This is a genomic window from Pseudomonas sp. KBS0710 (assembly GCF_005938045.2).
Lineage (GTDB): Bacteria > Pseudomonadota > Gammaproteobacteria > Pseudomonadales > Pseudomonadaceae > Aquipseudomonas.
This window is the reverse complement of record NZ_VCCF02000001.1, coordinates 530887-553967: the sequence shown is the minus strand read 5'-3', so window position 1 is coordinate 553967 and position 23081 is coordinate 530887. Positions and strand designations below refer to the sequence as shown.

Below are 23081 nucleotides of genomic sequence, written 5' to 3'. Positions count from 1 at the left end.
ATCCAGCAAAACCTTGAAGGGTTGCTTCCATCGTCGACACTGCTAGCATCCGTGTCTTCAAGCCGCCCGCACTGCCAAGGATCGCGATGCCATCAGTTCCGTTGGATACCCACTACCCGATCGAGACCCCCGAGGGCATAGACTTGCCCTTGCGCCCGGCCGGCCTGATGCCACGAGCACTGGCTTTTGCTTTCGACCTGGGTGTGCGCGGCTTGATCATGGGTATCCTGCTCGTGCCGCTGGCGTTGCTTGGCAATATCGGTATTGGCCTGGGCTCGCTGCTGCTGTTCCTGATCAGTTGGTGGTACATGGTGCTGTTCGAAGTCCTTAACCAGGGCTGCTCTCCGGGCAAGCAGGTGATGGGCTTGCGCGTCATTCAGGACGACGGCACACCCATTGGCTGGCCCGCCTCACTCATCCGCAACCTGCTGCGTTTTGTCGACATGCTGCCTTTTGGCTACTTCCTCGGCGCCATCTGTTGCCTGCAACACCCGCACTTCAAACGGCTTGGCGACCTCGCAGCGGGCACGCTGGTGGTTTACCGCGAACAGCCCCTGGCGCGCCCCAAGGTGCCTCAAGCCGCCGCCCTGCGCCTGCCCTTTACGCTGGAACTGAGCGAACAACGCGCCATACTGGCTTTCGCCGAGCGCCAAGCTGAGTTGTCGGCCGATCGGGTGCACGAACTGGCTTCCATCCTGGCAACGCCGTTGCACGTATCGCCGGCTCGCGCGGTAGAGCAACTCAATGGCGTGGCGCGCGGCTTAGTGGGGCCAACATGAAGCAGAGCCTGTTCGAAAGCCGTCATCAGCCGCAGTGGCAAGCCTTCGCCGCACAGCTCACGCAGCTGGAACAAGGCAAGGCCAAGACCGGCGACATGTCTGACTTCCCCCATCATTATCGACGCCTGTGCCAGCACCTCGCCCTGGCCCAGGAGCGTGGCTACAGCAGCTACCTGATAGATCCCCTGCAACAACTGGCACTGCGCGGGCACCAGCAGTTGTACCGCCACCGCAGCCAATTGGGTGCCAATGTAGTGGGTTTCATCCTGGCGGGTTTCCCGCGCCTGGTGCGCGAACAATGGCGCTTCGTATTAATCGCCGGCGTGCTGTTCTTCGGCAGCCTGGTAGGCGTCGCGCTGCTGGTGTACCTGTTCCCAGACCTTATCTACAACATCGTAAGCCCCGCGCAGGTGGCCGAAATGCACAGCATGTATGACCCGGATGCAGGTCACCTGGGGCGTGCTGCCGACCGCGCCTCCAGTGAAGACTGGATGATGTTTGGCTACTACGTGATGCACAACATCGGGATTGCCTTCCAGACCTTTGCCGCCGGGTTACTGTTGGGTCTGGGCAGCGTGTTCTTTCTGATTTTCAACGGCCTGATCATCGGCGCCATCTCCGGCCATCTCACCGAGATCGGCTATGGCCAGACCTTCTGGTCGTTTGTCATCGGCCACGGTGCTTTCGAACTCACCGCCATCGCCCTGGCCGGGGCGGCAGGCTTGCAATTGGGCTGGGCGGTGATTGCTCCCGGGCACCTGACACGCGGCGAATCACTGCAGCTGGCGGCACGCAAAAGCGTGCGGATGCTCTGCGGCGTCATGCTGTTGCTGCTGATCGCGGCGTTTATTGAAGCCTATTGGTCTTCCTCCACCACCATCGCTCCCTGGATCAAATACCTGACGGGCGCCGGGCTGTGGCTGTTGGTTGCCGCCTACCTCACGCTTGCCGGACGGACTCGCCATGCGCCTGAGTGAGGCCAGCGTAGTGATTCGGCCCCGCAACTCCTGGGAAGCCATGGACCTGGGTGTACTGATGGCCCAGGAATATCGACTGCTACTAATGAGCAGCTGGGCAATGGTGACGTTGCCGATATTCATTTTGCTGACCGTGCTGCTGTGGCGATACCCGTCCATGGCCATGTTTGTGTTCTGGTGGTTAAAACCGGCCTTTGACCGATTGCCACTGTACATCCTCTCCAAGGCCTTGTTTGGCGAGACACCCAGCCTCAAGCAGGCCGTGCGCCAATGGCCGCGTCTGCTCAGAGGCCAACTGCTGGCCAGCCTGACCTGGAGGCGACTGAGCCTGAGCCGCAGCTTTGTAATGCCGGTAAGCCAGCTCGAAGGCCTGGACGGCAATGCCCGTCAAATACGCCTGGGAGTGCTGCTGCAACGCAACGCTGGCGCTGCACGCTGGCTGACCACCCTTGGCGTGCATATGGAAATCGGCCTGTGGTTCGGTTGCATGGCACTGTTCTACCTGTTCATCCCACAGCAACTGGAACTGGATTGGGACTGGCAAGGGCTGGCGCTGGCAAGCGGCTCAGAGGGGTTGTGGCTGGAGCATTTGAGTAACGCCTTCTACGCGCTGATTCTGGTGTTCTGGGAGCCCATCTATGTCGCTTGCGGTTTCAGCCTGTACCTCAACCGCCGCACCGTGCTGGAAGCCTGGGACCTTGAACTGGTGTTCCGCCGGTTACGCCAGCGCCTGACCAGCGTTGCACCGTTGCTGCTGGTGGCTGTGCTGATGCTCGTACCATTCAGCCACCCGGCCATGGCGGACGAACCCGAGCCGGCCAAGCAGGTCACCACCCAGGCTGCCAGCCAATCGATCAAGACGCTGCTGGACAGCCCACCGTTCAAGAACCCGGAAACCGTCACACGCTACCGTTTTGGTGACGAAAAAAACGCCGCGCAACCCAAGGTAAAGGGTGACGGTAAACTTCCGGCCTGGCTTCAGGCGCTACTGGATAGATTCAACCGCGACACCTTCAAAAACGCCGCCCTCGGCCTCGAGGTACTGCTCTGGAGCCTGCTGGCGGCCGGCCTGGCGCTGTTGGTCTGGCGCTACAGGGAGTGGCTGCACGCCTTTGTCAGTCGACGCGGCCCCGCCAAAGCCAAACCCGCCAAAGCGGCCCCGGCGCAATTATTCGGCCTGGCGTTGGGCAGCGAGACCTTGCCTGACGACATTGCCAGCACCGCCGAACAGCTGTGGCCCACCCACCCCAGGGAAGCCCTCGGCCTGCTGTATCGCGGCCTGCTCAACCGACTGCTGCACGACTTCAACCTGCCCCTCAAAAGCGCCGACACCGAAGGCCAGGTCCTGGAGCGCATCCACCTGCTGCAACAACCGCAACTGCTGGCCTTCAGCGACGCACTGACACACCACTGGCAAAACCTCGCCTATGGCCACCGCCTTCCGCCGGCGTTGGTACACCAGCAACTGTGCCGCGATTGGCGCACCCTGTTCAATACGGGAGCCGCCCAATGACGCGCCCCCTGCTGTGGATTGGCCTGCTGCTGGCCTGCCTGCTTGGAGCCGGTGGCCTTTACGTTTGGCACAAGGCGATTCCCTACGACGAAATAGTCGATCGCGGCCCATCGCCACAAGCCCTGGCCAACCCCTACCTTGCGGCCGAATACTTCCTGCGCCAGCAGGGCCTGACAGTGGAACACGCCAGCAGCCTGGAACGCCTGGCACAACTGCCAGGCAAAGGGCATAGCCTGTTGCTGCTGGGTGAGCGCAGCAACATGACGCCTCGCCAGACGGACCAACTGCTGGACTGGGCAAAGTCCGGTGGCCACTTGCTGCTGGTCGCTGAAGCGATATGGGATGAAGAGGCAGGCAAAAGTGATGACTTGCTGCTTGATCGGCTGGGCTTCCACCAAACACTAGGCGAGGACGTTGACGAACCAGCCTCCACACGCAAAAAGAAAGGGCCGAACCTAACCAAACTCTACGTCGATAATGAGACCGCCCCGGCCTATTTCAGCTTCTATACCAGCTTCAGCCTCACCGACCCCAAGCACCTGGCACAGTTTTCCGCCAACAGCGCCAAATCCAGCCATTTGATGCAACGCAACTTTGGCCAAGGCACCGTAACGGTTGTCACCGACAGCGACCTGTGGAAAACCCCAGGCATCGGCAAACACGATAACGCCTGGCTGTTGTGGTATCTCAACCGGGGTAAGGATGTAACGCTGCTGTTCAACAGCGATGTGGACGACCTGCTTACCCTGTTAATGCGCAACTTCCCCCAGGCACTGGTGGCGCTCTGCGCACTGATTGCCCTGGCACTCTGGCACGCTGGCATGCGCCAGGGGCCGACCCAGGCGCCCGCCCCCAAGGCCCGTCGCCAGTTACAGGAACACTTGAAGGCCAGTGCCGACTTCCTGCTGCGCCGCAGCGGCCAAGGCACGCTGCTGCACGCCTTGCAGCGTGATATCCAGCGAGCTGCACGACGGCGCCACCCAGGTTTTGAACAGCTCGACAGCGACGCACAGTGGCAGGTCCTCGAACGCCTGACGCGCCAACCCTCCCACGTCATCCGCCAGGCCCTCGACCCACTCCCGGCAAAACGGCTCACCAGCGCCGATTTCAGCCGTCAGGTGGCGAGCCTGCAAACTCTCAGGAATGCCCTATGAGCGAATTTCCAACGACTACCGCCTCGACTGCCGAAAGCCTTCACAAGGCCAGCCAGCAGGCACAGGCTCTGCGTATTGAACTGCGTAAGGCGGTGATTGGCCAGGACCAGGTGATCGACGACGTGCTCACCGCATTGATCGCCGGTGGCCACATATTGCTCGAAGGTGTGCCAGGCCTCGGCAAAACCCTGTTGGTGCGCGCGCTGGCGCGCTGTTTTGGTGGCGACTTTGCACGTATCCAGTTCACCCCGGACCTGATGCCCAGCGATGTCACCGGCCACGCCGTGTACGACCTGCACAGTGAGCAATTCAAGTTGCGCAAGGGGCCGCTGTTCACCCACTTGTTGCTCGCCGATGAAATCAACCGCGCGCCCGCCAAGACCCAGGCTGCCCTGCTTGAAGCCATGCAGGAACGCCAAGTCACCCTCGAGGGCGAGGCGCTGCCCATCGGCCAACCGTTCATGGTGCTGGCAACCCAGAACCCCATCGAACAGGAGGGTACCTATCCCCTGCCCGAGGCCGAACTGGACAGGTTCATGCTCAAAGTGCGCATGGACTACCCCGATGCGCAGCAGGAACTGGAGATGGTGCGCGAAGTCACCCGCTCCTCCAGGGCCGACATGCTGGATGTGCAGCCACTGCGCACGGTGCTGCACGCAGAAGACGTGTTGCAGCTGCAGCAAATTGCCAGCGAGCTGCCGCTGGATGAGCAAGTACTCGACTACGCCGTGCGCCTGGCCCGCGCCACTCGCAGTTGGCCAGGGCTGACCATCGGTGCAGGGCCGCGCGCCTCCATCGCTCTGGTACGCGGTGCCCGCGCCCGGGCCCTGCTGCGCGGCGGCGAGTTCGTCACCCCGGACGATATCAAGGGCTGCGCCTTGGCGGTGCTGCGCCATCGGGTGCGTATCGCCCCCGAATTGGACATTGACGGGCTGGAAGTGGATCAGGTGCTCAAGCAACTGCTGGACCAGATTCCGGCACCTCGGCAATGACCCGACCATGAAGCCAACTCGTCTGCTGCTGATCTGGCTCGGTGTCCTCTTGGGTTCGAACATGCTCTTGGGCACGGCTACGGCGCTGCAGCTCAAGGTGCCCGACACGCTGCATAAAGTGGCGTGGGGCCTGCTGCTGGCGCTGTTTCTGTTGGCGCTGCTGGACGCCCTGCGCCTGCGGCGCCTTGCGTGCCCACGGGTGCAACGGCAGATGCCCGGCAGCCTGGCCCTGGGCCGTTGGGGTGAGGTACGCCTGACCCTTGAACATGACTACCCGCAGCCGCTGACCGTGCAGGTATTCGACCACGCACCCGACGGGCTGAGCGTGGAGCATATGCCGCAGGCCATCGAACTGCTCCCAGGCCAGCGAAGCGAACTGGGCTATCGATTGCGGCCCTTGCGGCGTGGGCACTTTACTTTCAGCCACTGCGAGGTTCACCTGCCCAGCTCCCTGGGGCTGTGGTCTGCGAGGCGGTTTGTAGAGGCCCGCGATACAACCCGTGTGTACCCGGACTTCGCCCGCTTGTACGGCGCACAGCTGTTGGGCGTGGACAATTGGTTGAGCCAACTGGGTGTTCGGCAACACCAACGACGCGGGTTGGGGCTGGAGTTTCATCAGTTGCGCGAGTTTCGCGAAGGCGACAGCCTGCGCCAGATCGACTGGAAGGCCACCGCACGCCAGCGCACGCCCATCGCGCGGGAATATCAGGACGAACGCGACCAGCAGATAGTATTCATGCTCGATTGTGGCCGGCGCATGCGCAGTCAGGACGCGGAGCTCGCTCACTTCGATCACGCCCTCAATGCCTGCCTGTTGCTCAGTTACGTTGCCTTGCGCCAAGGCGATGCCGTGGGCCTGTGCACCTTTGCCTGCGACCAGCCACGCTACCTGGCGCCCGTCAAGGGCAGCGGCCAACTGAACGTATTGCTCAATGCCGTTTACGACCTCGATACCACCCGACGCACTGCCGACTATGCGGCCGCCGCCAGCCAATTACTGGCTCGGCAAAAACGTCGGGCATTAGTGATCGTGGTGACCAATCTTCGCGATGAAGATGATGAGGAATTACTCGCAGCGGTTAAGCGCATCAGCCGGCAACACCGGGTGCTGGTCGCCAGCCTGCGCGAAGATGTACTCGACCAACTGCGCCAGGCCCCGGTGCAAACCTTGCCTGAAGCGCTGGCCTACAGCGGGACTGTCGACTATCTCAACAAGAGAAACGATCTGCATGAGCGCTTGAGTGCCCATGGTTTATCGGTGCTCGATACGCCACCTTCGGGGCTGGGGGCCGCCTTGGTGACGCGTTATCTGAACTGGAAAAAGGCCGGTGTTTTATGACTCAAGCACACGACCACACGCTCGGCTAACCCCATCCGAGCCGGGTCGACAACGCGCAATGCCTAGGCGGAAGCCTGCAGAGGATCAAAGCTGAAGTAGTGGCACAGGGCACTGATCAATTGCCCGTATGCCTCAGGCGCTTCGACCACGCGAAACCCTGAGTCATAGTGCTGCGGATTGACATCTTCGTGGCTCCACAAGCACATCGCCGTGAGGTCAATGGCCTGGAACTCACCGTCTGCCATGGGGATTTTCAAACGCAGTTCAAATGCTGCATCAACCATCATGGGTAATTGGCTGATCAACATCAGCCCATCTTCGGACAGATTCCCCAAGTAGCCAATAGGCTTATCCGTAAGCCGGTTGAACACTTTCAAGAAACCAGACAACTGATGCCGCTGAATCCTTCGGTCGGTAAACATGATGAAATCGCCATCCATTGGCCATATCAGTGGCCGCGCCAGTTATTCGGAACGAACACTGAATGTTCGCTCTCCCTGGAAATTGGTGCGAAATCAGCGTGCGCTTGATCGCCCTACTGCTACCAATCCCAAGCAACTCATCCGTTTGAACATAAACTTGTACAAATAGACATTCAAAGAATAGCTTAAGACTGGCGACGGGCCAGCTATGGAATGATAAATATCATCAAAGTGATGCGGGTCGTGGCTGCGCGACACTCGCGCCGGAGTAATGGCCCAGTTGCTGCAGGGTGTCAAGCCGGGCGCGGGCGCGGTAGGCATACTCGCTGGACGGGTATTGATTGATGATGAACTGGTAGGTTTGCACCGCATCGACAAACAGCTTCTGGCGCTCCAGGCATTGACCGCGCAGCATCGAAACTTCCGGTTGCACATACCGACGGGTACGGCTCTCGCGGTCCACCTGGGACAATTCCAGGGTAACGCGCTCGCAATCACCCACCCCATAGGCGCGGTAAGCGTTGTTCAAATGATGGTCCATCGACCAACGGGTACAGCCGACAACACTGACGGCCAGGGCAGCAATGAGCAAAATTCGCATGGGGGTTCTCCTGTCTTGTGCAGTGTATCGACCCCGCGTCAAAAATCTTCAAGGGTGTTCATCTATTCAATTGGAGCGAAAACAAGCGAATCTTCGATAAGTAGTGCAAACGAACAATGACTACAACCAAAGAGCATAGTAGCCTTCCCCAGCGCTTGAACTCAGGAGTCTGTGCATGTCCGTCCGTCGTACCAAAATCGTCGCCACCCTTGGCCCGGCCAGTAACTCGCCGGAAGTCCTCGAACAGCTGATTCTGGCTGGTTTGGACGTTGCCCGTCTGAACTTCTCCCACGGCACCCCGGACGAGCACAAGGCTCGCGCCAAGCTGGTGCGTGACCTGGCCGCCAAGCACGGCCGCTTCGTGGCACTGCTGGGTGACCTGCAAGGCCCGAAAATCCGTATCGCCAAATTCGCCAACAAGCGCATTGAGCTGAAGATCGGTGACAAGTTCACCTTCTCCACCAGCCACTCGCTGACCGAAGGCAATCAGGAAGTCGTCGGTATCGACTACCCGGACCTGGTCAAGGACTGCGGCGTCGGCGACGAACTGCTGCTGGACGACGGCCGCGTGGTCATGCGCGTCGACACGGCCTCCTCGACAGAGCTGAACTGCACCGTGATCATCGGCGGCCCGCTGTCCGATCACAAAGGCATCAACCGTCGCGGCGGTGGCCTGACGGCGCCGGCCCTGACTGAAAAAGACAAGGCCGACATCAAGCTCGCCGCCGAAATGGAAGTGGACTACCTCGCCGTGTCCTTCCCGCGCGACGCCGCTGACATGGAATACGCCCGTAAACTGCGCGACGAAGCCGGCGGCACCGCCTGGCTGGTGGCGAAGATCGAACGCGCCGAAGCCGTGGCCGATGACGAAACCCTCGACGCCCTGATCAATGCATCCGACGCCGTGATGGTTGCCCGTGGTGACCTGGGCGTGGAAATCGGTGACGCCGAGCTGATCGGTATCCAGAAGAAGATCATTCTGCACGCACGCCGCCACAACAAGGCCGTGATCGTGGCGACCCAGATGATGGAGTCGATGATCCAGAACCCGATGCCGACCCGTGCCGAAGTGTCCGACGTGGCCAACGCTGTGCTCGACTACACCGACGCCGTGATGCTCTCGGCTGAAAGTGCTGCCGGCCCTTACCCGCTGGAAGCCGTACAGGCCATGGCGCGTATCTGCGTCGGTGCTGAAAAGCACCCGACCAGCAAGACCTCCAGCCACCGTATCGGCAAAGTGTTCGAAAGCTGCGACCAGAGCATCGCCCTGGCTGCCATGTACACCGCCAACCACTTCCCGGGCGTTAAAGCGATCATTGCCCTGACCGAAAGTGGCTACACGCCGTTGATCATGTCGCGTATCCGTTCGTCGGTACCGATCTACGCGTTCACCCCGCACCGCGAAGCCCAGGCCCGCGCAGCGTTGTTCCGTGGCGTGTACACCATTCCGTTCGATCCGGCTTCGCTGGCACCGAACGAAGTGAGCCAGAAGGCGATCGACGAACTGGTCAAGCGTGGCGTCGTAGAGAAAGGCGACTGGGTCATCCTGACCAAGGGCGACAGCTACCACACCACCGGTGGCACCAATGGCATGAAGATCCTGCACGTGGGCGACCCGCAGTTCTGAGTGACACGCTGAAAAACAAAAGCCCTGCCATGTGAATGGCGGGGCTTTTTGTTTCAGGCGAACGTATGGGTTGAATTCAATGGCCTCTTCGCGAGCAAGCCCGCTCCCACATTTTGATCTGCGAATACATTCAAGTGTGGGAGCGGGCTTGCTCGCGAAGGGGCCCGCCCATTCAACACAGCTTCAGCGCCGGGTGATAAACCCCGACAACGCCGCAATCGCCTCCGGTGACTTCAAACGCTGCACAAACAAAGCCCCCTCTTCCTCAATCACCTGCCGCAACTGTTCACGATCGACACTTTTCATTAGCTGCTTGCTGACCTGCACCGCATCCGGCGCCAGGCTTTCAAAACGCTGCGCAACCTCCCGAGCCTTGGCCAAAGCCGCTTCGCCACTGCCCAGCGCCTCAGTCGCAATCCCCCACGCCGCCGCCTGCTCACCGGTAAAGCCTTCGCCCAACAGCAACAGTTCAGCCGCTTTCGCATGCCCCAGCAGCCGAGGCAGGATCAGGCTGGAGCCAAACTCCGGGCACAGCCCCAGGTTGACGAAAGGCATGCGCAAGCGCGCATCGCGGCTGATATAGACGAGATCGCAATGCAGCAACAGGGTGGTACCGATACCGACCGCCGCACCCGCCACCGCCGCGATCACCGGTTTGCGGCAATTGAGCAGGCTTTTCATGAAGTGGAATGGTGGGCTGTCCAGATCACTGGGCGGCTGTTCGAGGAAGTCGGCGATGTCGTTGCCGGCGGTAAAACACTCATTGCTGCCCTGGATCAGCACCGCACGGATAGCTGAGTCCGCATCAGCCTGCTCCAGCGCCTCGGCCAGTTGCGTATACATGGCGCGGGTCAGGGCATTTTTCTTGTCAGGGCGATTGAGCTGCAGGGTCAGCAGCCCGCCTTCGCGTTGCAGCAGGATGGCGTCGGTCATGGCGAATCTCGCGGCTGGAAAAGTCAGCGCTCAACAACGCGGCAGGAACACATCGGCCAGCAGTTGATTGCGCGGCAACCCCGCCAGGAACAGGCGTTTGGAAAACGCTTCGACATTGGCGGGGTGCCCGCAGAGTAAGGCCAGAGTTTGCCGCGAAACAAGCCGCAGTTGCGCCAATGCCTGGGCCGACTCAGCCGCCGTCCACAGCTCCACAGTCAGGTTCGCGTGCTGCGCAGCCAATTGCGCCAAGGGTTCGGCCAGATAATGCCCATCGGCATCATGAGCCAGGTGAATCACACGGATGGCGCCTTGGTGATCCTGGCGCAGCGCCTCGCGCAGCACGCCCCATAACGGCCCGAGGCCGGTGCCCGACGCCAGCAGCCAAAGTGGCCGCGACTGCCAGTCAGGGTCATATTGCAGTGCCCCGCCACGTAATTCGCCGAGGCGCAGGCTGTCACCCACCTGCAGTTGCCGGGCAATATCGCTGAATTCACCAGGCAGACGGCAATCGAGATGAAACTCCAAAAACGGGTCTTCCTGAGGCAAGCTGGCCAACGAATACGGGCGCGCCACCTGACCTGCCCACAGCACCAGATGCTGCCCGGCGCGGTAACGCAGGCCGCGTTCGGGTTGCAGGCGCAGGCGCAGTACCTCGGGGTTCAACCAGTCGACGCCCACTACTTGCGCGGGCAAGCCGTCGCGCAGCGGGTCAAATGCTTCAACCTGTAAATCTGCGACAACCTCACACTGGCAGGCCAGACGCCAACCGTCCTGACGTTGCGCCGGGCTCAGGGCATCGGGCTGCTTATCAACAACCTCACCCTGGCAACGCACCAGGCACGCATGGCAACTGCCCGCCCGGCAACTGTAGGGCACGGTCACACCCGCCAGATTCAAGGCATCCAGCAGGTTGCTGCCGGTGGCTACCGACCAGTGGCGTTCGCCGACGTGCAGTTCAGGCATATAAAGGCTCAATCAAAAGGGACCCGCACAGGGAATCATGCCTGCGACAGTTTGACCATAGTCGGGTGTATCGGCCACCGCGTCGGGTTATACTGCCGCGCCTTTTTAGCGTCGCGCCTGCACCATTGGCGTGCCTTGGAAAGGTGGCTTCAGCCGACCGATGCAACACTGAAGCCACCTTTATTGAATGTTCCCTTATAGAGGAGCGCGACTCATGACCGTGATCAAGCAAGACGACCTGATTCAGAGCGTTGCCGACGCCCTGCAATTCATTTCCTACTACCACCCCGTTGACTTCATCCAGGCCATGCACGAAGCCTACCTGCGCGAAGAATCGCCAGCAGCCCGTGACTCCATCGCCCAGATCCTGATCAACTCGCGCATGTGCGCCACCGGCCATCGCCCGATCTGCCAGGACACCGGTATCGTGACCGTGTTCGTGCGCGTAGGCATGGACGTGCGTTGGGACGGCGCGACCATGAGTCTGGACGACATGATCAACCAGGGCGTGCGCCAGGCTTACAACCTGCCGGAAAACGTCCTGCGCGCTTCCATCCTGGCCGACCCGGCAGGCAGCCGTAAAAACACCAAGGACAACACCCCGGCGGTGATCCACTACTCCATCGTCCCGGGTAACACCGTGGAAGTGGACGTGGCAGCCAAGGGCGGCGGTTCCGAGAACAAGTCGAAAATGGCCATGCTCAACCCGTCCGACTCGATCGTCGACTGGGTGCTCAAGACCGTTCCGACCATGGGCGCCGGCTGGTGCCCTCCGGGCATGCTCGGCATCGGCATTGGCGGCACCGCCGAGAAAGCGGCGGTAATGGCCAAGGAAGTGTTGATGGAATCCATCGACATCCACGAGCTGAAAAAGCGCGGCCCGCAGAACCGTATCGAAGAAATGCGTCTGGAGCTGTTCGAGAAGGTCAACCAACTGGGCATCGGCGCCCAGGGCCTGGGTGGCCTGACCACCGTGCTCGACGTGAAAATCATGGACTACCCGACCCACGCAGCCTCGCTGCCGGTGTGCATGATCCCCAACTGCGCCGCCACCCGTCACGCACACTTTGTGCTTGACGGTTCAGGCCCGGCGTCGCTGGAAGCACCATCGCTGGACGCTTACCCGGAAATCGTCTGGGAAGCCGGCCCATCGGCCCGCCGCGTCAACCTCGACACCCTGACCCCGGAAGAAGTACAAAGCTGGAAGCCGGGCGAAACCGTGTTGCTCAACGGCAAGATGCTCACCGGCCGCGACGCTGCGCACAAGCGCATGGTCGAGATGCTCAACAAGGGCGAAACCCTGCCGGTGGACCTCAAGGGTCGCTTTATCTACTACGTCGGCCCGGTTGATCCGGTGCGCGAAGAAGTGGTTGGCCCGGCTGGCCCGACCACGGCCACGCGGATGGACAAGTTCACCCGTCAGATCCTCGAGCAAACCGGCCTGTTGGGCATGATCGGCAAATCCGAGCGCGGCCCTACCGCGATCGAAGCGATCAAGGACCACAAGGCCGTGTACCTGATGGCCGTGGGCGGCGCTGCTTACCTGGTTGCGCAAGCCATCAAGAAGTCGCGTGTTGTCGCGTTTGCCGAATTGGGCATGGAAGCGATCTACGAGTTCGACGTCAAAGACATGCCGGTCACCGTTGCGGTGGACAGCAAGGGCGAATCCGTACACATCACCGGTCCTGCCATCTGGCAGAAAAAGATCAGTGAAAGCCTGGCGGTAGAAGTGCAGTAAGCGCTTCCCCGTAAGAAAAAAGGCGACTGCGGCCCCACGGCCCAGTCGCCTTTTTTATTGTGTCCGCGGTCATATGGGAGCGGGCTTGCTCGCGAAAGCGGTGGGTCAGTCAATTTATCTGTCACTGATACACCGCATTCGCGAGCAAGCCCGCTCCCACACAAGCCGCGCTCGCCACAAAATACAATCCTACTCATGCTATGGTGCTTGCCCCTTATCGCGCCTGTTCATCACCGTATGATCGTGATCCCACGCCCTCTGCGCCTGACTTTCTACTCGCTGTTGATCATCGCCGGCGCCGTGCTGGCCGCCGCCTTGGCCACCCGCCATGCCGAACGCCAGGCCTTGGTGGATGACGCCGCTCGCGCCAACCAGCAACTGGCGCTGTATGCCAATTCCTTGCATACCCTGATAGAACGTTACCGTGCCCTGCCCGCCGTACTGGCGCTGGATTCAGAAATGATCAGCGCCCTCAAAGCCCCGCTGGATACCGCCACCCAGGACCTGCTCAACCGCAAGCTGGAGCGCATCAACGGCGCCGCGCAGTCATCCACCCTGGAGCTGATGGACCGTAACGGCCTGGCCGTGGCCGCCAGTAACTGGAACCTGCCCAGCAGCTATGTCGGGCACAACTACGCGTTTCGTCCGTATTTCAGCCAGACCTTGAGCCAGGGCACCGGGCGTTTTTATGCGGTAGGGGTGACCACCGGTATTCCGGGTTATTTCCTCTCCAGCGCCGTGGTCGATGAGCACGAACAGTTCCTCGGCGCCATGGTGGTGAAGCTGGAATTCCCCGAACTTGAGCGCGAATGGGCTCAGGGCAACGACCTGCTGCTGGTCAGCGACGCGCGCGGCATCGTGTTTATCGCCAACCAGCCGGGATGGCGTTACCGCAACTTGCGCCCCTTATCGGCCAGTGACCTTGCCGAACTCAAGGCGACTCGCCAATACGACAAGAAACAGCTGCAGCCGCTGGACACTCAAACGCTGCAGCGCTTTGACGAAAACAGCCACCTGATGCGCGTTAAAGGCCCCGACGGCAACGCCAATTACATCTGGGAATCTTTGCCGCTCAAAGCCGAAGGCTGGACCTTGCACCTGCTGCGCAAACCGCAGTTCGCCTTTGAAGATCAACGCAATGCCGGCCTTGCCGCCGCCGGCTCATGGCTGGCGCTGGTGTTCCTGGTGCTGTTCCTGAACCAACGCTGGCGCCTGGCGCGTTTGCGTCAGCGCAGCCGCGAAGAGCTGGAACAGCTTGTCGAAGAACGCACCCAGGCGCTGCGCACCGCGCAAGATGGCCTGGTGCAGTCGGCCAAGCTGGCGGCGTTGGGGCAAATGTCCGCCGCCCTCGCCCATGAGATCAATCAGCCGCTGACCACCCAGCGCATGCAATTGGCGACCTTGCGCCTGCTGCTCGATCACGGCCGCGTGGACGATGCCTATAAGGCGCTCACCCCGCTGGACGACATGCTCACACGCATGGCGGCGCTCACCGGCCACCTTAAAACGTTCGCCCGCAAGAGCCCCAGCGGCCTGCGCGAACGGCTGGACTTGGCCACGGTGGTCGACCAATCCCTGCACCTGCTCGATGCCCGACTGCGCGACGAAGCCATTGGTGTGGTGCTGGACCTGAGCCGCCCCGCCTGGGTACGCGGTGACGCGATCCGTCTGGAACAAGTGCTGATCAACCTGTTACGCAATGCGCTGGACGCCATGGCTGACAAGCCGCGCAAACGCCTGGAAATCCGTCTGCACGCCGACCAACAGCTGTGGCGACTGACCGTCAGCGACAGCGGTGGCGGGATTGCCGAAGATCATCTGAACAGCGTGTTCGATCCCTTCTTCACCACTAAACCTGTGGGCGACGGGCTTGGCTTGGGGTTGGCCGTGTCCTATGCCATCGTGCATGAACTGGGCGGGCGCCTGCTCGCCGGCAACCGTGGCGACGGCGCGGTATTTACCCTGACCTTGCCTATCGCGCTGGAGACGCCTGACCTATGTTGAACGCGGTGATTGTGGTGGATGACGAGGCGAGTATTCGCACCGCCGTCGAGCAATGGTTGAGCCTGTCGGGGTTTGCGGTGCAGCTGTTCAGCCGCGCCGAAGAATGCCTGGCGCAACTGCCCAAGGATTTTCCCGGGGTGATCTTGAGCGACGTGCGCATGCCCGGCCTCAGCGGCCTGGAGCTGCTGGCCGAAGTGCAGCGGCGTGACGCCGACTTGCCGGTGATCTTGCTCACCGGCCATGGCGATGTGCCGATGGCCGTGGAAGCCATGCGCGACGGTGCCTACGACTTCCTGGAAAAGCCCTTCAGCCCGGACGCACTGCTCAACAGCCTGCGCCGCGCCTTGGACAAACGCGGGCTGATCCTGGAAAACCGTCGACTGCACCAACAGGCTGACCATCGGGCGCAGTTGGAGTCGAGCCTTTTGGGCGTGTCGCGTGGTTTACAGACCCTGCGTCGCCAAGTACTGGACCTGGCCAGCTTGCCGGTCAATGTGCTGATTCGTGGCGAAACCGGCAGCGGCAAAGAACTGGTCGCCCGTTGCCTGCATGATTTTGGCCCACGGGCCAAAAAGCCCTTTGTCGCACTCAACTGCGCAGCGATCCCCGAGCAGCTGTTTGAAGCCGAGTTGTTTGGCCACGAAAGCGGCGCGTTCACCGGCGCTCAGGGCAAACGCATCGGCAAGCTGGAGTATGCCCACGGCGGCACGCTGTTCCTGGATGAAATCGAAAGCATGCCGTTGGCTCAGCAGGTCAAACTGTTGCGGGTATTGCAGGAACAGAAACTGGAGCGGCTGGGCTCCAACCAAAGTATTCATGTGGACTTGCGCATCATTGCCGCCACCAAGCCCGACTTGCTCGAAGAGGCCCGCGCCGGGCGTTTTCGCGAAGACCTGGCCTACCGTTTGAACGTTGCGCAACTGCGCCTGCCGCCCTTGCGCGAGCGCCGCGAAGATATCCCGCTATTGTTCGACCACTTTGCCCAAAGTGCTGGCGAGCGCCTGGGCCGCAGCGTCGAACCGTTGAGCGGTGCGCAACTGGGGCGCCTGCTCAGCCATGACTGGCCGGGCAATGTGCGCGAACTGGCCAACGTCGCCGAGCGCCAGGTGTTGGGCCTGGGTGAACCGGAGCCGGAAGGCATTGAGGCCGGGCAATCCCTGGCGGCGCAGCAGGAAGCTTTCGAAGCGCATTGCCTCAAGGCTGCGTTGACGCGGCACAAAGGCGATATCAAGGCGGTGCTGGCCGAGCTGCAACTGCCGCGTCGCACCTTCAATGAAAAGATGCAGCGGCATGGGTTGGTGCGGGAGATGTTTCTGTAGCTATTTTCGATGGCGCTTTCGAAGACGCCATCGCAGGCAAGCCAGCTCCCACAGTTGGAATGCGCGCTCCTGTGGGAGCTGGCTTGCCTGCGATGACACCAGCTGCCATAAGCGGATTTCCGCTCACTACTGCAAAACCATCAGCGACTTTCCGCTCAAAAAAATCTTGTAACCCTTCTATTCCGGGCCTTCATCTGTTTGGCACAGCTCCTGCTATAGCCCAAACCAGGCTGCTTTCGTGCGGCTCCATAAAAACAACTAGATGAAGGATCCTTCAATGGATAACTCCAACGCCCTGCCTCTGGGGTCGGCGGCTGTGCCGGCTAAAGAGCGCACCACTTCCAGCCGCATCAAATCGATCTTCAGTGGCTCCGTCGGCAATATGGTCGAGTGGTACGACTGGTACGTCTACGCCGCTTTCTCGCTGTACTTCGCCAAGACCTTCTTCCCCGCCGGCGACTCCACCGCGCAGTTGATGAACACCGCTGCCATCTTTGCCGTGGGCTTTATCATGCGCCCGATCGGTGGCTGGCTGATGGGCCTGTATGCCGACTACAAAGGGCGCAAGGCAGCGTTGATGTTCTCGGTATTGCTGATGTGCTTCGGCTCGCTGCTGATCGCGCTGACGCCGGGCTACGACACCATCGGCATCGGCGCGCCGATCCTGCTGGTGTTTGCACGTTTGCTGCAGGGTCTGTCGGTCGGTGGCGAGTACGGCACCTCGGCCACTTACCTGAGTGAGATGGCGACCAAAGAGCGTCGCGGCTTCTTCTCCAGCTTCCAGTACGTGACCCTGATCTCCGGCCAGCTCATTGCCCTGGCGGTATTGATCGTGCTGCAACAAGTGCTGACCACCGAGCAGCTGTATGCCTGGGGCTGGCGCATCCCGTTCGCCATCGGCGCGCTGTGCGCGGTGGTCGCGTTGTTCCTGCGTCGCGGCATGGAAGAAACCGAGTCGTTCACCAAGAAGGAAAAAGCCAAGGAAAGCGCAATGCGCACCTTGATGCGTCACCCCAAGGAAGTGATGACCGTGGTCGGCCTGACCATGGGCGGCACCCTGGCCTTCTACACCTACACCACCTACATGCAGAAATATCTGGTGAACACGGTCGGCATGAGCATCTCCGACTCCACCACCATTTCGGCCGCCACACTGTTCCTGTTCATGTGCCTGCAACCGCTGGTTGGCGGGCTGTCGGACAAGGTTGGCCGCCGGCCGATCCTGATCGCCTTCGGCATCCTCGGCACCCTGTTCACCGTGCCGATCCTCACCACCCTGCACACCATCCAAAGCTGGTGGGGTGCGTTCTTCCTGATCATGGCGGCGCTGATCATCGTCAGCGGCTATACCTCGATCAACGCGGTGGTGAAAGCTGAACTGTTCCCAACCGAGATCCGTGCGCTGGGCGTGGGCCTGCCGTATGCGCTGACTGTGTCGATCTTCGGCGGTACGGCTGAAGTGATTGCGCTGTGGTTCAAGAACATCGGCATGGAGACGGGTTACTACTGGTATGTGACTGCATGTATCGCGGTGTCGCTGGTGGTTTACGTGACCATGAAAGACACGCGTAAACACTCGCGTATCACCACCGATTAAAGATTTAACGCGGTAAAAAATGTGGGAGCGGGCTTGCTCGCGAAAGCGTTCTGTCAGTCAATATTTTAGGCGACTGATACTCCGCATTCGCGAGCAAGCCCGCTCCCACATTTTGAATCAGGACAGCTCCGCCACCTCGCGTCGCCCATACCGACGCTGCGCATACGCCGCCCCGGCAATCATCACCACCAGCACTGCCGCCAGCACCGCCGATGAGCCAACGGTGCCGAAATCCAGCCCGCCCTTTTCAGAGGGTTTGGTCAGAAAATCGCCTAGGGTTGCACCAAACGGGCGGGTCAGCACAAATGCCACCCAGAACAGCAGCACTGACGATATCTGTGTGAAGTATTTGAGTGCGACCACCACCGCAATCGCCGAGCCGATCAGCAAGGCGCCACCGGCAAAGCCCAACCCCGAATCGTCCGCCAGGAAGTCGCCCAACGCGGTGCCCAAGGTGTTGGAAAATAGAATCGCCATCCAGTAAAACAGCTCGCCGCGAAAGGTCTGGACCTTGTTCACGTTCAGCGAGTCGCCGCTCAAGCGCCACAGTGCAAAGATGATCATCAGGATTACGATCAGGATCATCGACCCTGCCGCATAGCCCAGGCCCAACGTGCGGTCCATAAAGTCTGACATGGTGGTGCCGGCCGTGCTGGTGGACAGGATTACGATCCAGTACAGCACCGGGTTGTAGGTTTTCGACCAGAGCTGTGTCAGCAGCGTGACGAGAAACACGCTGATCAGGATCATCGAGCTGATGGCGTAACCGACGTTAAGGGTCATCGACAGCAAATCCCCGGCGGTTTCGCCCAGGGTTGTTGCGCAGATTTTCATGACCCAGAACGCCAGGGTGATCTGAGGAAGTTTGTTCATGTGCGAGAAGGCTCCGTAGCTCAGTCTTTCAATCGGCCGACTTAGAGGGGTATCGACCTGGCGCGCAGACTGAACGTGCGGCTGTGAAAAATAGGTGGGTAATCAATGAAAATTGCATACGGACGATGGAAATTCATCGCCCTGGATTGCACTATGACGGCCTCCCCAACCGCGTAGCAGGAACATTGGCCCATGTCCGACGATATCCATTTCTACGAACCCGCCAACGGCCACGGCCTGCCCCATGATCCGTTCAATGCCATCGTAGGGCCACGGCCGATTGGCTGGATTTCGTCACACGACGGCGAGGGCCGCCTGAACCTGGCGCCCTACAGTTTCTTTAACGCGTTCAATTACATTCCGCCGATCATTGGGTTTTCCAGTGTCGGGCGCAAAGACAGCCTGAACAACATCGAACAGACCGGCGAGTTCGTGTGGAACCTGGCAACCCGCCCGCTGGCCGAGCAGATGAACCAGAGCTGCGCGGCCGTATCGCCAGACGTGAATGAATTCGAGTTATCCGGCCTGACGCCGGTGGCCTCGAAAATCGTCGCGGTGCCACGGGTGGGCGAAAGCCCGGTGTCGTTTGAATGCAAGGTGACGCAGATCATTCAGCTGCAGCGTGCTGACAAAGAATTGGTGCCGAGCTGGCTGGTGCTCGGTGAGGTCGTTGCCGTGCACATTGCCAAGTGGCTGCTCAAGGATGGGGTTTACGACACGGCGGCCGCTGAGCCGATTTTGCGTGGTGGTGGGCCGGCGGATTACTTCCAGCTGGGGCCGGAGGCGTTGTTCAAAATGTATCGCCCAGGCGCCACAAAACCCTGATTGAAATGCAGTCCAAATGTGGGAGCCGGCTTGCTCGCTCCCACATTTTGGTTCGGTGCTGTCGATTAATCAGCGGCTGTTGCCCAAGTCAGTTGACCTTCCTCGTCCACATCAACCAAACATTCAAGTTGCAGCGTCGCTGCATCGTCGGCATCGGAGGCGGTCTTGAACTTCTGGCCATCCAGGATCTTGTGAAACTGCGGGGCGCCCATGCCATCGAGTGCCTTGACGGCGACGGCAGCGCTGTAGCCCCCTTCACCCGGTACTACGGCGGAAACGGCTTCGTGGTGGGCAAATTGTTTACGTGCCATGTTGCAGGTCCTGGCCAATGGAAAGTCGGCCATTCTAACCGCTAACCGGCCAGTTGCAGGTACTCACCGTAAGCGTGTGCGGCGGATGCGTCGGTGAAGGTCTGGAAGTCCATGCTGCGCACTACCATGTCGTTCAACAGCTCAGTGAAGATCATCAAGGCAGGGGAACTGAAGTAGGCGCTCATCGCCTGCTCGCTGCTCCAGAAGCCCGAGACCAGCCATACATCGGGATCGATCTGGGAATGCTGCAACGAGAATTGCAGGCAACCCTGAGCCTGACGGCCCGGTTCGATCAAACTGCTCAAGCGTGCACCGAGTTCGGTGCTGCACCCGGTACGGGCACGGATAAAGGCCATATGGCTCGCGGGAATGGGGGTGGACATGTTCGACTCTCCCGTTGAGAAGTGATGCTCGGCAAGCACTGTGAGGGCGTGTTGCCACAGGATCAAAGATAGCGGCGCGAAGGTGGGCGCAGTTAGTCGATTCCTGCAGGCTTATTGCACAATCCTGCGAGAAGCGTAGATAAGACGTCTGGCCCCCAGGATTTATTCCATGCGCATACTCCGTGTTTCAGGCAGATGACAGGCCCTGCACTTGCCTGATTCACGCCCTATCGCAGGATCAGGCAAGGATTGTGCAGAATCGACGTAACACTTTTTGAAAAGCCGCCGCTAAGCTTGGCCCACCAACGCAGTCAGTAGAGGACGCCTTATGTCGTCGCCCGAAACCAAGCCAATGCCCCTCGATGCCGAGATGGAAAAACAACGCGCCGAGCTGGCCAGCATTGTTCACCGTCATACCTGGGAAGATGGCTCCTACGGCACGGCAATTACCTCGCTGTATCTGAACCGCCACAACACGCCCCGCGATTTCATGCCGGTATTGGTCGAACCCGCCTTGTGCATCCTGGCCAGCGGCAGCAAAGAAGTGCGCCTGGCCGACGAAATCTTTGCCTACGACCCGCTTAATTATCTGGTGTTTTCGGTGGCGATGCCGGTCGCCGGGCGGATCATCGACGCCACGCCGCAAGACCCCAACCTGTCGGTGCGCATCAACATCGACCCGGCCCAGCTCACCGCGCTGATCGCCGAGGCGGGCCCGATGGGCGTGCCCTCGCGGCCGACATCGCGTGGCATGTACGTTGATCGCATCGACAACCAGTTGCTCGACGCCGTGCTGCGCCTGGCGCGCCTGCTGGACACACCCAAAGATATCGCGATGCTCGCGCCGCTCATCAATCGCGAGATTCTCTATCGGTTGTTACGTGGCCCGCAGGGTTATCGGCTGTATGAAATCGCCGTGGCCAACAGTCAGAGCCATCGCGTGAGCCAGGCCATCAAATGGTTGAACGGCAACTTCGAACTGCCGCTGCGCATTGATGACCTGGCCAAGGAAGTGAACCTCAGTGTTTCGACCTTGCACCATCGCTTCAAGGCGATTACGGCGATGAGTCCGCTGCAATACCAGAAGCAGTTGCGCCTGCAGGAAGCACGGCGATTGATGATTGCCGAAGGGCTGGAAGCGTCGGCAGCGGGGTATCGGGTGGGGTATGAGAGCCCGTCGCAGTTCAGCCGTGAGTACAGCCGGTTATTCGGCGCGCCACCGCTGCGGGATCTGGCCCGGCTGCGCCAGAGTATCTGACTCAACCGGGATCAAAATGTGGGAGCCAGCTCCCACATTAGTCCAGAGTTCGGGGCAACTGGAGGGTCACCCGCAAACCACCCTCGCGCAAATTCTGCAAACTCACTTCCCCACCATGGCTGTGGGCAATGTTGCGCGCGATGCCCAGGCCCAAGCCATAACCCTGCTGCTGGCCGGCCAAGCGAAAGTGCGGCTCGAAGACTTGCTCCAAACGCTGCTCCGGTACACCCGGACCTTCGTCATCCACATGCAGGATGAACTCCACGCCATCGTCCTCGATATGCAAATGCGCGTTCTGCCCGTATTTCAAGGCATTGTCGATCAAGTTGCCGATGCAGCGCTTGAGCGCCAGCGGTTTGCCCGGATAGGGGGTCAGCGCCCGGCCGTGCTGAGTGATGCGGCCGTTACCGTTCGGCGCCAGGTACGGTTCCACCAGGCAATCGAGCACGTGATTGAGGTCGACCGGCTCGATGTTCTCGTGGATGTCGGTATCTTTGACGCATTGCAGCGCGCCCTTGACCAGCAATTCCAACTCATCCAGGTCGCGGCCGAATTTGGCTTGCAGGTTTTCGTCCTCAAGCAACTCCACGCGCAGGCGCAGGCGCGTGATCGGCGTGCGTAAATCGTGGGAAATCGCGCTGAACAGTTGGCTGCGCTCGGTGAGGTAGCGGCTGATACGTTCGCGCATGGCATTAAACGCACGGCCCACTTCCACCACTTCGCTGCCGCCGCCTTCGGCAACCGGCTCTACGTCGGCGCCCAGGGACATGTCCCGCGCTGCGCGGGCCAGGCGCTTGAGCGGCCGGCTTTGCCAGTGCACCAGCAGGCCGATAAACAGCAACAGGAAACCGCTGGTCAGCACGATAAACCACACTTGCTGCGACGGCAGGCCTTGCTCTTCCAAACTGGTGTAAGGCTCGGGCAGCAGCGAGGCGATGTACAACCATTCGCCGGGTGCCAGCTGGATCTGTGTGACCAGCACCGGCGGGTTCACCGGCTCCAGGGTCAGGGCGTAATGTGCCCAGGAACGCGGCAGCTCATCGAGCTTGAGGCCCGCGTTGAAAATACGCAGGTCCTCGGCACTGACGAATTCCACCGAGATAAGCACGTCGCTGCCCAGGGTCTGGCGCAGCACTTCGTCCACGGCCTGCAGCACCGCCTGCTTGCGCGGAGTCTGCGGCAAAATCTGCATGTCCAGTGGGCGGTCGTTGAGGGTCACCACAAAACGCGTGCCGCCCATGCTGCGCAGTTGGTCGAGCACCAACGGGCGATAGGCAACCGGCAGCGAACGGAAATAACTCACGCTGGCCGTCATCGAATGCGCCAGGCTGCGCGCGCTGGTCACCAGGCCTTCGAGCTGGGTGGCGCGCAACTGCGAAACCCAGATCACGCTGGACAGCGCCTGGGCAAACAGCACCACCAGCAAGGTCAGCAGTAACATGCGCCCCAGCAGTGAGCGCGGCACCGGAAAAC

At 60.7% G+C, this 23081-nt stretch carries 21 protein-coding genes; 13 read left to right on the top strand and 8 right to left on the bottom strand.

Annotated features, from left to right (window positions below; genetic code table 11):
• Positions 1 to 86: 86 nt before the first annotated feature.
• Genes FFI16_RS02575 through FFI16_RS02550 form a run of 6 tightly spaced genes read left to right on the top strand, consistent with a single transcriptional unit; the run spans position 87 to position 6754 of the window.
• Entirely contained in the window at positions 87 to 779 is a 693-nt protein-coding gene (locus FFI16_RS02575) for an RDD family protein (RefSeq protein ID WP_138814029.1), read from the top strand.
• On the top strand, positions 776 to 1756 hold the full coding sequence (locus tag FFI16_RS02570) for a stage II sporulation protein M (RefSeq protein ID WP_138814028.1): 981 nt from the start codon (positions 776 to 778) through the stop codon (positions 1754 to 1756). The genes FFI16_RS02575 and FFI16_RS02570 overlap by 4 nt, the downstream gene beginning before the upstream one ends.
• Positions 1743 to 3269, top strand: coding sequence for a DUF4129 domain-containing protein (locus FFI16_RS02565; RefSeq protein ID WP_138814027.1), 1527 nt, complete (start codon positions 1743 to 1745; stop codon positions 3267 to 3269). Before FFI16_RS02570 ends, FFI16_RS02565 begins: the two co-directional genes overlap by 14 nt.
• Positions 3266 to 4423 carry a DUF4350 domain-containing protein gene (locus FFI16_RS02560; RefSeq protein WP_138814026.1) on the top strand — a complete coding sequence of 386 codons (1158 nt, stop codon included), beginning with the start codon at positions 3266 to 3268 and terminating at the stop codon, positions 4421 to 4423. Before FFI16_RS02565 ends, FFI16_RS02560 begins: the two co-directional genes overlap by 4 nt.
• The gene (locus FFI16_RS02555) at positions 4420 to 5415 is read left to right on the top strand and encodes a MoxR family ATPase (protein ID WP_138814025.1); all 996 of its coding nucleotides are present in this window, start codon (positions 4420 to 4422) and stop codon (positions 5413 to 5415) included. Before FFI16_RS02560 ends, FFI16_RS02555 begins: the two co-directional genes overlap by 4 nt.
• 7 nt (positions 5416 to 5422) lie before the next feature.
• Positions 5423 to 6754, top strand: a complete 1332-nt coding sequence (locus tag FFI16_RS02550; protein WP_138814024.1) for a DUF58 domain-containing protein — start codon at positions 5423 to 5425, stop codon at positions 6752 to 6754.
• 62 nt (positions 6755 to 6816) lie between these two features.
• Here FFI16_RS02550 and FFI16_RS02545 read toward each other — a convergent pair whose 3' ends face one another.
• Together FFI16_RS02545 and FFI16_RS02540 are read right to left on the bottom strand one after the other, a co-directional pair.
• The gene (locus FFI16_RS02545) at positions 6817 to 7176 is read right to left on the bottom strand and encodes a PilZ domain-containing protein (RefSeq protein ID WP_138815349.1); all 360 of its coding nucleotides are present in this window, start codon (positions 7174 to 7176) and stop codon (positions 6817 to 6819) included.
• Positions 7177 to 7402: 226 nt separating this feature from the next.
• Positions 7403 to 7777, bottom strand: a complete 375-nt coding sequence (locus FFI16_RS02540) for a tol-pal system YbgF family protein (RefSeq protein ID WP_017139782.1) — start codon at positions 7775 to 7777, stop codon at positions 7403 to 7405.
• A 175-nt stretch (positions 7778 to 7952) separates the two neighbouring features.
• On the opposite strand from FFI16_RS02540, the gene pyk reads away from it, so the two are divergent.
• Positions 7953 to 9404, top strand: a complete 1452-nt coding sequence (pyk, locus tag FFI16_RS02535) for a pyruvate kinase (RefSeq protein WP_138814023.1) — start codon at positions 7953 to 7955, stop codon at positions 9402 to 9404.
• Positions 9405 to 9587: 183 nt separating this feature from the next.
• Here the strand turns inward: pyk and FFI16_RS02530 are convergent, their stop codons facing one another.
• Complete coding sequence (locus FFI16_RS02530) at positions 9588 to 10337, bottom strand: enoyl-CoA hydratase-related protein (protein WP_138814022.1); 750 nt, start codon at positions 10335 to 10337, stop codon at positions 9588 to 9590.
• 30 nt (positions 10338 to 10367) lie between these two features.
• Entirely contained in the window at positions 10368 to 11300 is a 933-nt protein-coding gene (locus tag FFI16_RS02525; protein WP_138814021.1) for an iron-sulfur-binding ferredoxin reductase, read from the bottom strand.
• Between the two features lie 214 nt (positions 11301 to 11514).
• On the opposite strand from FFI16_RS02525, the gene FFI16_RS02520 reads away from it, so the two are divergent.
• The 4 genes from FFI16_RS02520 to FFI16_RS02505 all read left to right on the top strand — a co-directional run bounded on the left by FFI16_RS02520 (position 11515) and on the right by FFI16_RS02505 (position 17958).
• A complete protein-coding gene (locus tag FFI16_RS02520) occupies positions 11515 to 13038 on the top strand; it encodes a fumarate hydratase (protein ID WP_138814020.1) in 1524 nt (507 codons plus the stop codon).
• A 237-nt stretch (positions 13039 to 13275) separates the two neighbouring features.
• Positions 13276 to 15042, top strand: coding sequence for an ATP-binding protein (locus FFI16_RS02515; protein WP_138814019.1), 1767 nt, complete (start codon positions 13276 to 13278; stop codon positions 15040 to 15042).
• Positions 15036 to 16361: a sigma-54 dependent transcriptional regulator gene (locus tag FFI16_RS02510; protein ID WP_138814018.1), complete on the top strand. Its 1326-nt coding sequence runs from the start codon at positions 15036 to 15038 to the stop codon at positions 16359 to 16361. The genes FFI16_RS02515 and FFI16_RS02510 overlap by 7 nt, the downstream gene beginning before the upstream one ends.
• 277 nt (positions 16362 to 16638) lie before the next feature.
• The gene (locus FFI16_RS02505; protein WP_138814017.1) at positions 16639 to 17958 is read left to right on the top strand and encodes an MFS transporter; all 1320 of its coding nucleotides are present in this window, start codon (positions 16639 to 16641) and stop codon (positions 17956 to 17958) included.
• Between the two features lie 117 nt (positions 17959 to 18075).
• Here the strand turns inward: FFI16_RS02505 and FFI16_RS02500 are convergent, their stop codons facing one another.
• Positions 18076 to 18831 carry a hypothetical protein gene (locus FFI16_RS02500; protein WP_138814016.1) on the bottom strand — a complete coding sequence of 252 codons (756 nt, stop codon included), beginning with the start codon at positions 18829 to 18831 and terminating at the stop codon, positions 18076 to 18078.
• A 192-nt stretch (positions 18832 to 19023) separates the two neighbouring features.
• On the opposite strand from FFI16_RS02500, the gene FFI16_RS02495 reads away from it, so the two are divergent.
• Positions 19024 to 19656, top strand: a complete 633-nt coding sequence (locus tag FFI16_RS02495; protein ID WP_138814015.1) for a flavin reductase family protein — start codon at positions 19024 to 19026, stop codon at positions 19654 to 19656.
• 65 nt (positions 19657 to 19721) lie between these two features.
• On the opposite strand, the gene FFI16_RS02490 is transcribed toward FFI16_RS02495, so the two are convergent.
• Together FFI16_RS02490 and FFI16_RS02485 are read right to left on the bottom strand one after the other, a co-directional pair.
• Entirely contained in the window at positions 19722 to 19967 is a 246-nt protein-coding gene (locus tag FFI16_RS02490) for a hypothetical protein (RefSeq protein ID WP_138814014.1), read from the bottom strand.
• A gap of 41 nt (positions 19968 to 20008) precedes the next feature.
• Positions 20009 to 20350 (bottom strand): antibiotic biosynthesis monooxygenase family protein, encoded by a 342-nt coding sequence (locus tag FFI16_RS02485; RefSeq protein WP_138814013.1) that lies wholly within the window; start codon positions 20348 to 20350, stop codon positions 20009 to 20011.
• Positions 20351 to 20678: 328 nt separating this feature from the next.
• On the opposite strand from FFI16_RS02485, the gene FFI16_RS02480 reads away from it, so the two are divergent.
• Positions 20679 to 21608 (top strand): AraC family transcriptional regulator, encoded by a 930-nt coding sequence (locus FFI16_RS02480; RefSeq protein WP_138814012.1) that lies wholly within the window; start codon positions 20679 to 20681, stop codon positions 21606 to 21608.
• Between the two features lie 37 nt (positions 21609 to 21645).
• Here FFI16_RS02480 and FFI16_RS02475 read toward each other — a convergent pair whose 3' ends face one another.
• A complete protein-coding gene (locus FFI16_RS02475) occupies positions 21646 to 23073 on the bottom strand; it encodes an ATP-binding protein (protein ID WP_201024761.1) in 1428 nt (475 codons plus the stop codon).
• Positions 23074 to 23081: the final 8 nt, after the last annotated feature.

Excerpts from the sequence above, each read along its gene's own strand:
- FFI16_RS02575 (WP_138814029.1), top strand. The coding sequence starts at position 87 with ATGCCATCAGTTCCGTTGGATACCCACTACCCGATCGAGACCCCCGAG.
- FFI16_RS02570 (WP_138814028.1), top strand. The coding sequence starts at position 776 with ATGAAGCAGAGCCTGTTCGAAAGCCGTCATCAGCCGCAGTGGCAAGCC.
- FFI16_RS02565 (WP_138814027.1), top strand. The coding sequence starts at position 1,743 with ATGCGCCTGAGTGAGGCCAGCGTAGTGATTCGGCCCCGCAACTCCTGG.
- FFI16_RS02560 (WP_138814026.1), top strand. The coding sequence starts at position 3,266 with ATGACGCGCCCCCTGCTGTGGATTGGCCTGCTGCTGGCCTGCCTGCTT.
- FFI16_RS02555 (WP_138814025.1), top strand. The coding sequence starts at position 4,420 with ATGAGCGAATTTCCAACGACTACCGCCTCGACTGCCGAAAGCCTTCAC.
- FFI16_RS02550 (WP_138814024.1), top strand. The coding sequence starts at position 5,423 with ATGAAGCCAACTCGTCTGCTGCTGATCTGGCTCGGTGTCCTCTTGGGT.
- FFI16_RS02545 (WP_138815349.1), bottom strand. The coding sequence starts at position 7,176 with ATGTTTACCGACCGAAGGATTCAGCGGCATCAGTTGTCTGGTTTCTTG.
- FFI16_RS02540 (WP_017139782.1), bottom strand. The coding sequence starts at position 7,777 with ATGCGAATTTTGCTCATTGCTGCCCTGGCCGTCAGTGTTGTCGGCTGT.
- pyk (WP_138814023.1), top strand. The coding sequence starts at position 7,953 with ATGTCCGTCCGTCGTACCAAAATCGTCGCCACCCTTGGCCCGGCCAGT.
- FFI16_RS02530 (WP_138814022.1), bottom strand. The coding sequence starts at position 10,337 with ATGACCGACGCCATCCTGCTGCAACGCGAAGGCGGGCTGCTGACCCTG.
- FFI16_RS02525 (WP_138814021.1), bottom strand. The coding sequence starts at position 11,300 with ATGCCTGAACTGCACGTCGGCGAACGCCACTGGTCGGTAGCCACCGGC.
- FFI16_RS02520 (WP_138814020.1), top strand. The coding sequence starts at position 11,515 with ATGACCGTGATCAAGCAAGACGACCTGATTCAGAGCGTTGCCGACGCC.
- FFI16_RS02515 (WP_138814019.1), top strand. The coding sequence starts at position 13,276 with ATGATCGTGATCCCACGCCCTCTGCGCCTGACTTTCTACTCGCTGTTG.
- FFI16_RS02510 (WP_138814018.1), top strand. The coding sequence starts at position 15,036 with ATGTTGAACGCGGTGATTGTGGTGGATGACGAGGCGAGTATTCGCACC.
- FFI16_RS02505 (WP_138814017.1), top strand. The coding sequence starts at position 16,639 with ATGGATAACTCCAACGCCCTGCCTCTGGGGTCGGCGGCTGTGCCGGCT.
- FFI16_RS02500 (WP_138814016.1), bottom strand. The coding sequence starts at position 18,831 with ATGAACAAACTTCCTCAGATCACCCTGGCGTTCTGGGTCATGAAAATC.
- FFI16_RS02495 (WP_138814015.1), top strand. The coding sequence starts at position 19,024 with ATGTCCGACGATATCCATTTCTACGAACCCGCCAACGGCCACGGCCTG.
- FFI16_RS02490 (WP_138814014.1), bottom strand. The coding sequence starts at position 19,967 with ATGGCACGTAAACAATTTGCCCACCACGAAGCCGTTTCCGCCGTAGTA.
- FFI16_RS02485 (WP_138814013.1), bottom strand. The coding sequence starts at position 20,350 with ATGTCCACCCCCATTCCCGCGAGCCATATGGCCTTTATCCGTGCCCGT.
- FFI16_RS02480 (WP_138814012.1), top strand. The coding sequence starts at position 20,679 with ATGTCGTCGCCCGAAACCAAGCCAATGCCCCTCGATGCCGAGATGGAA.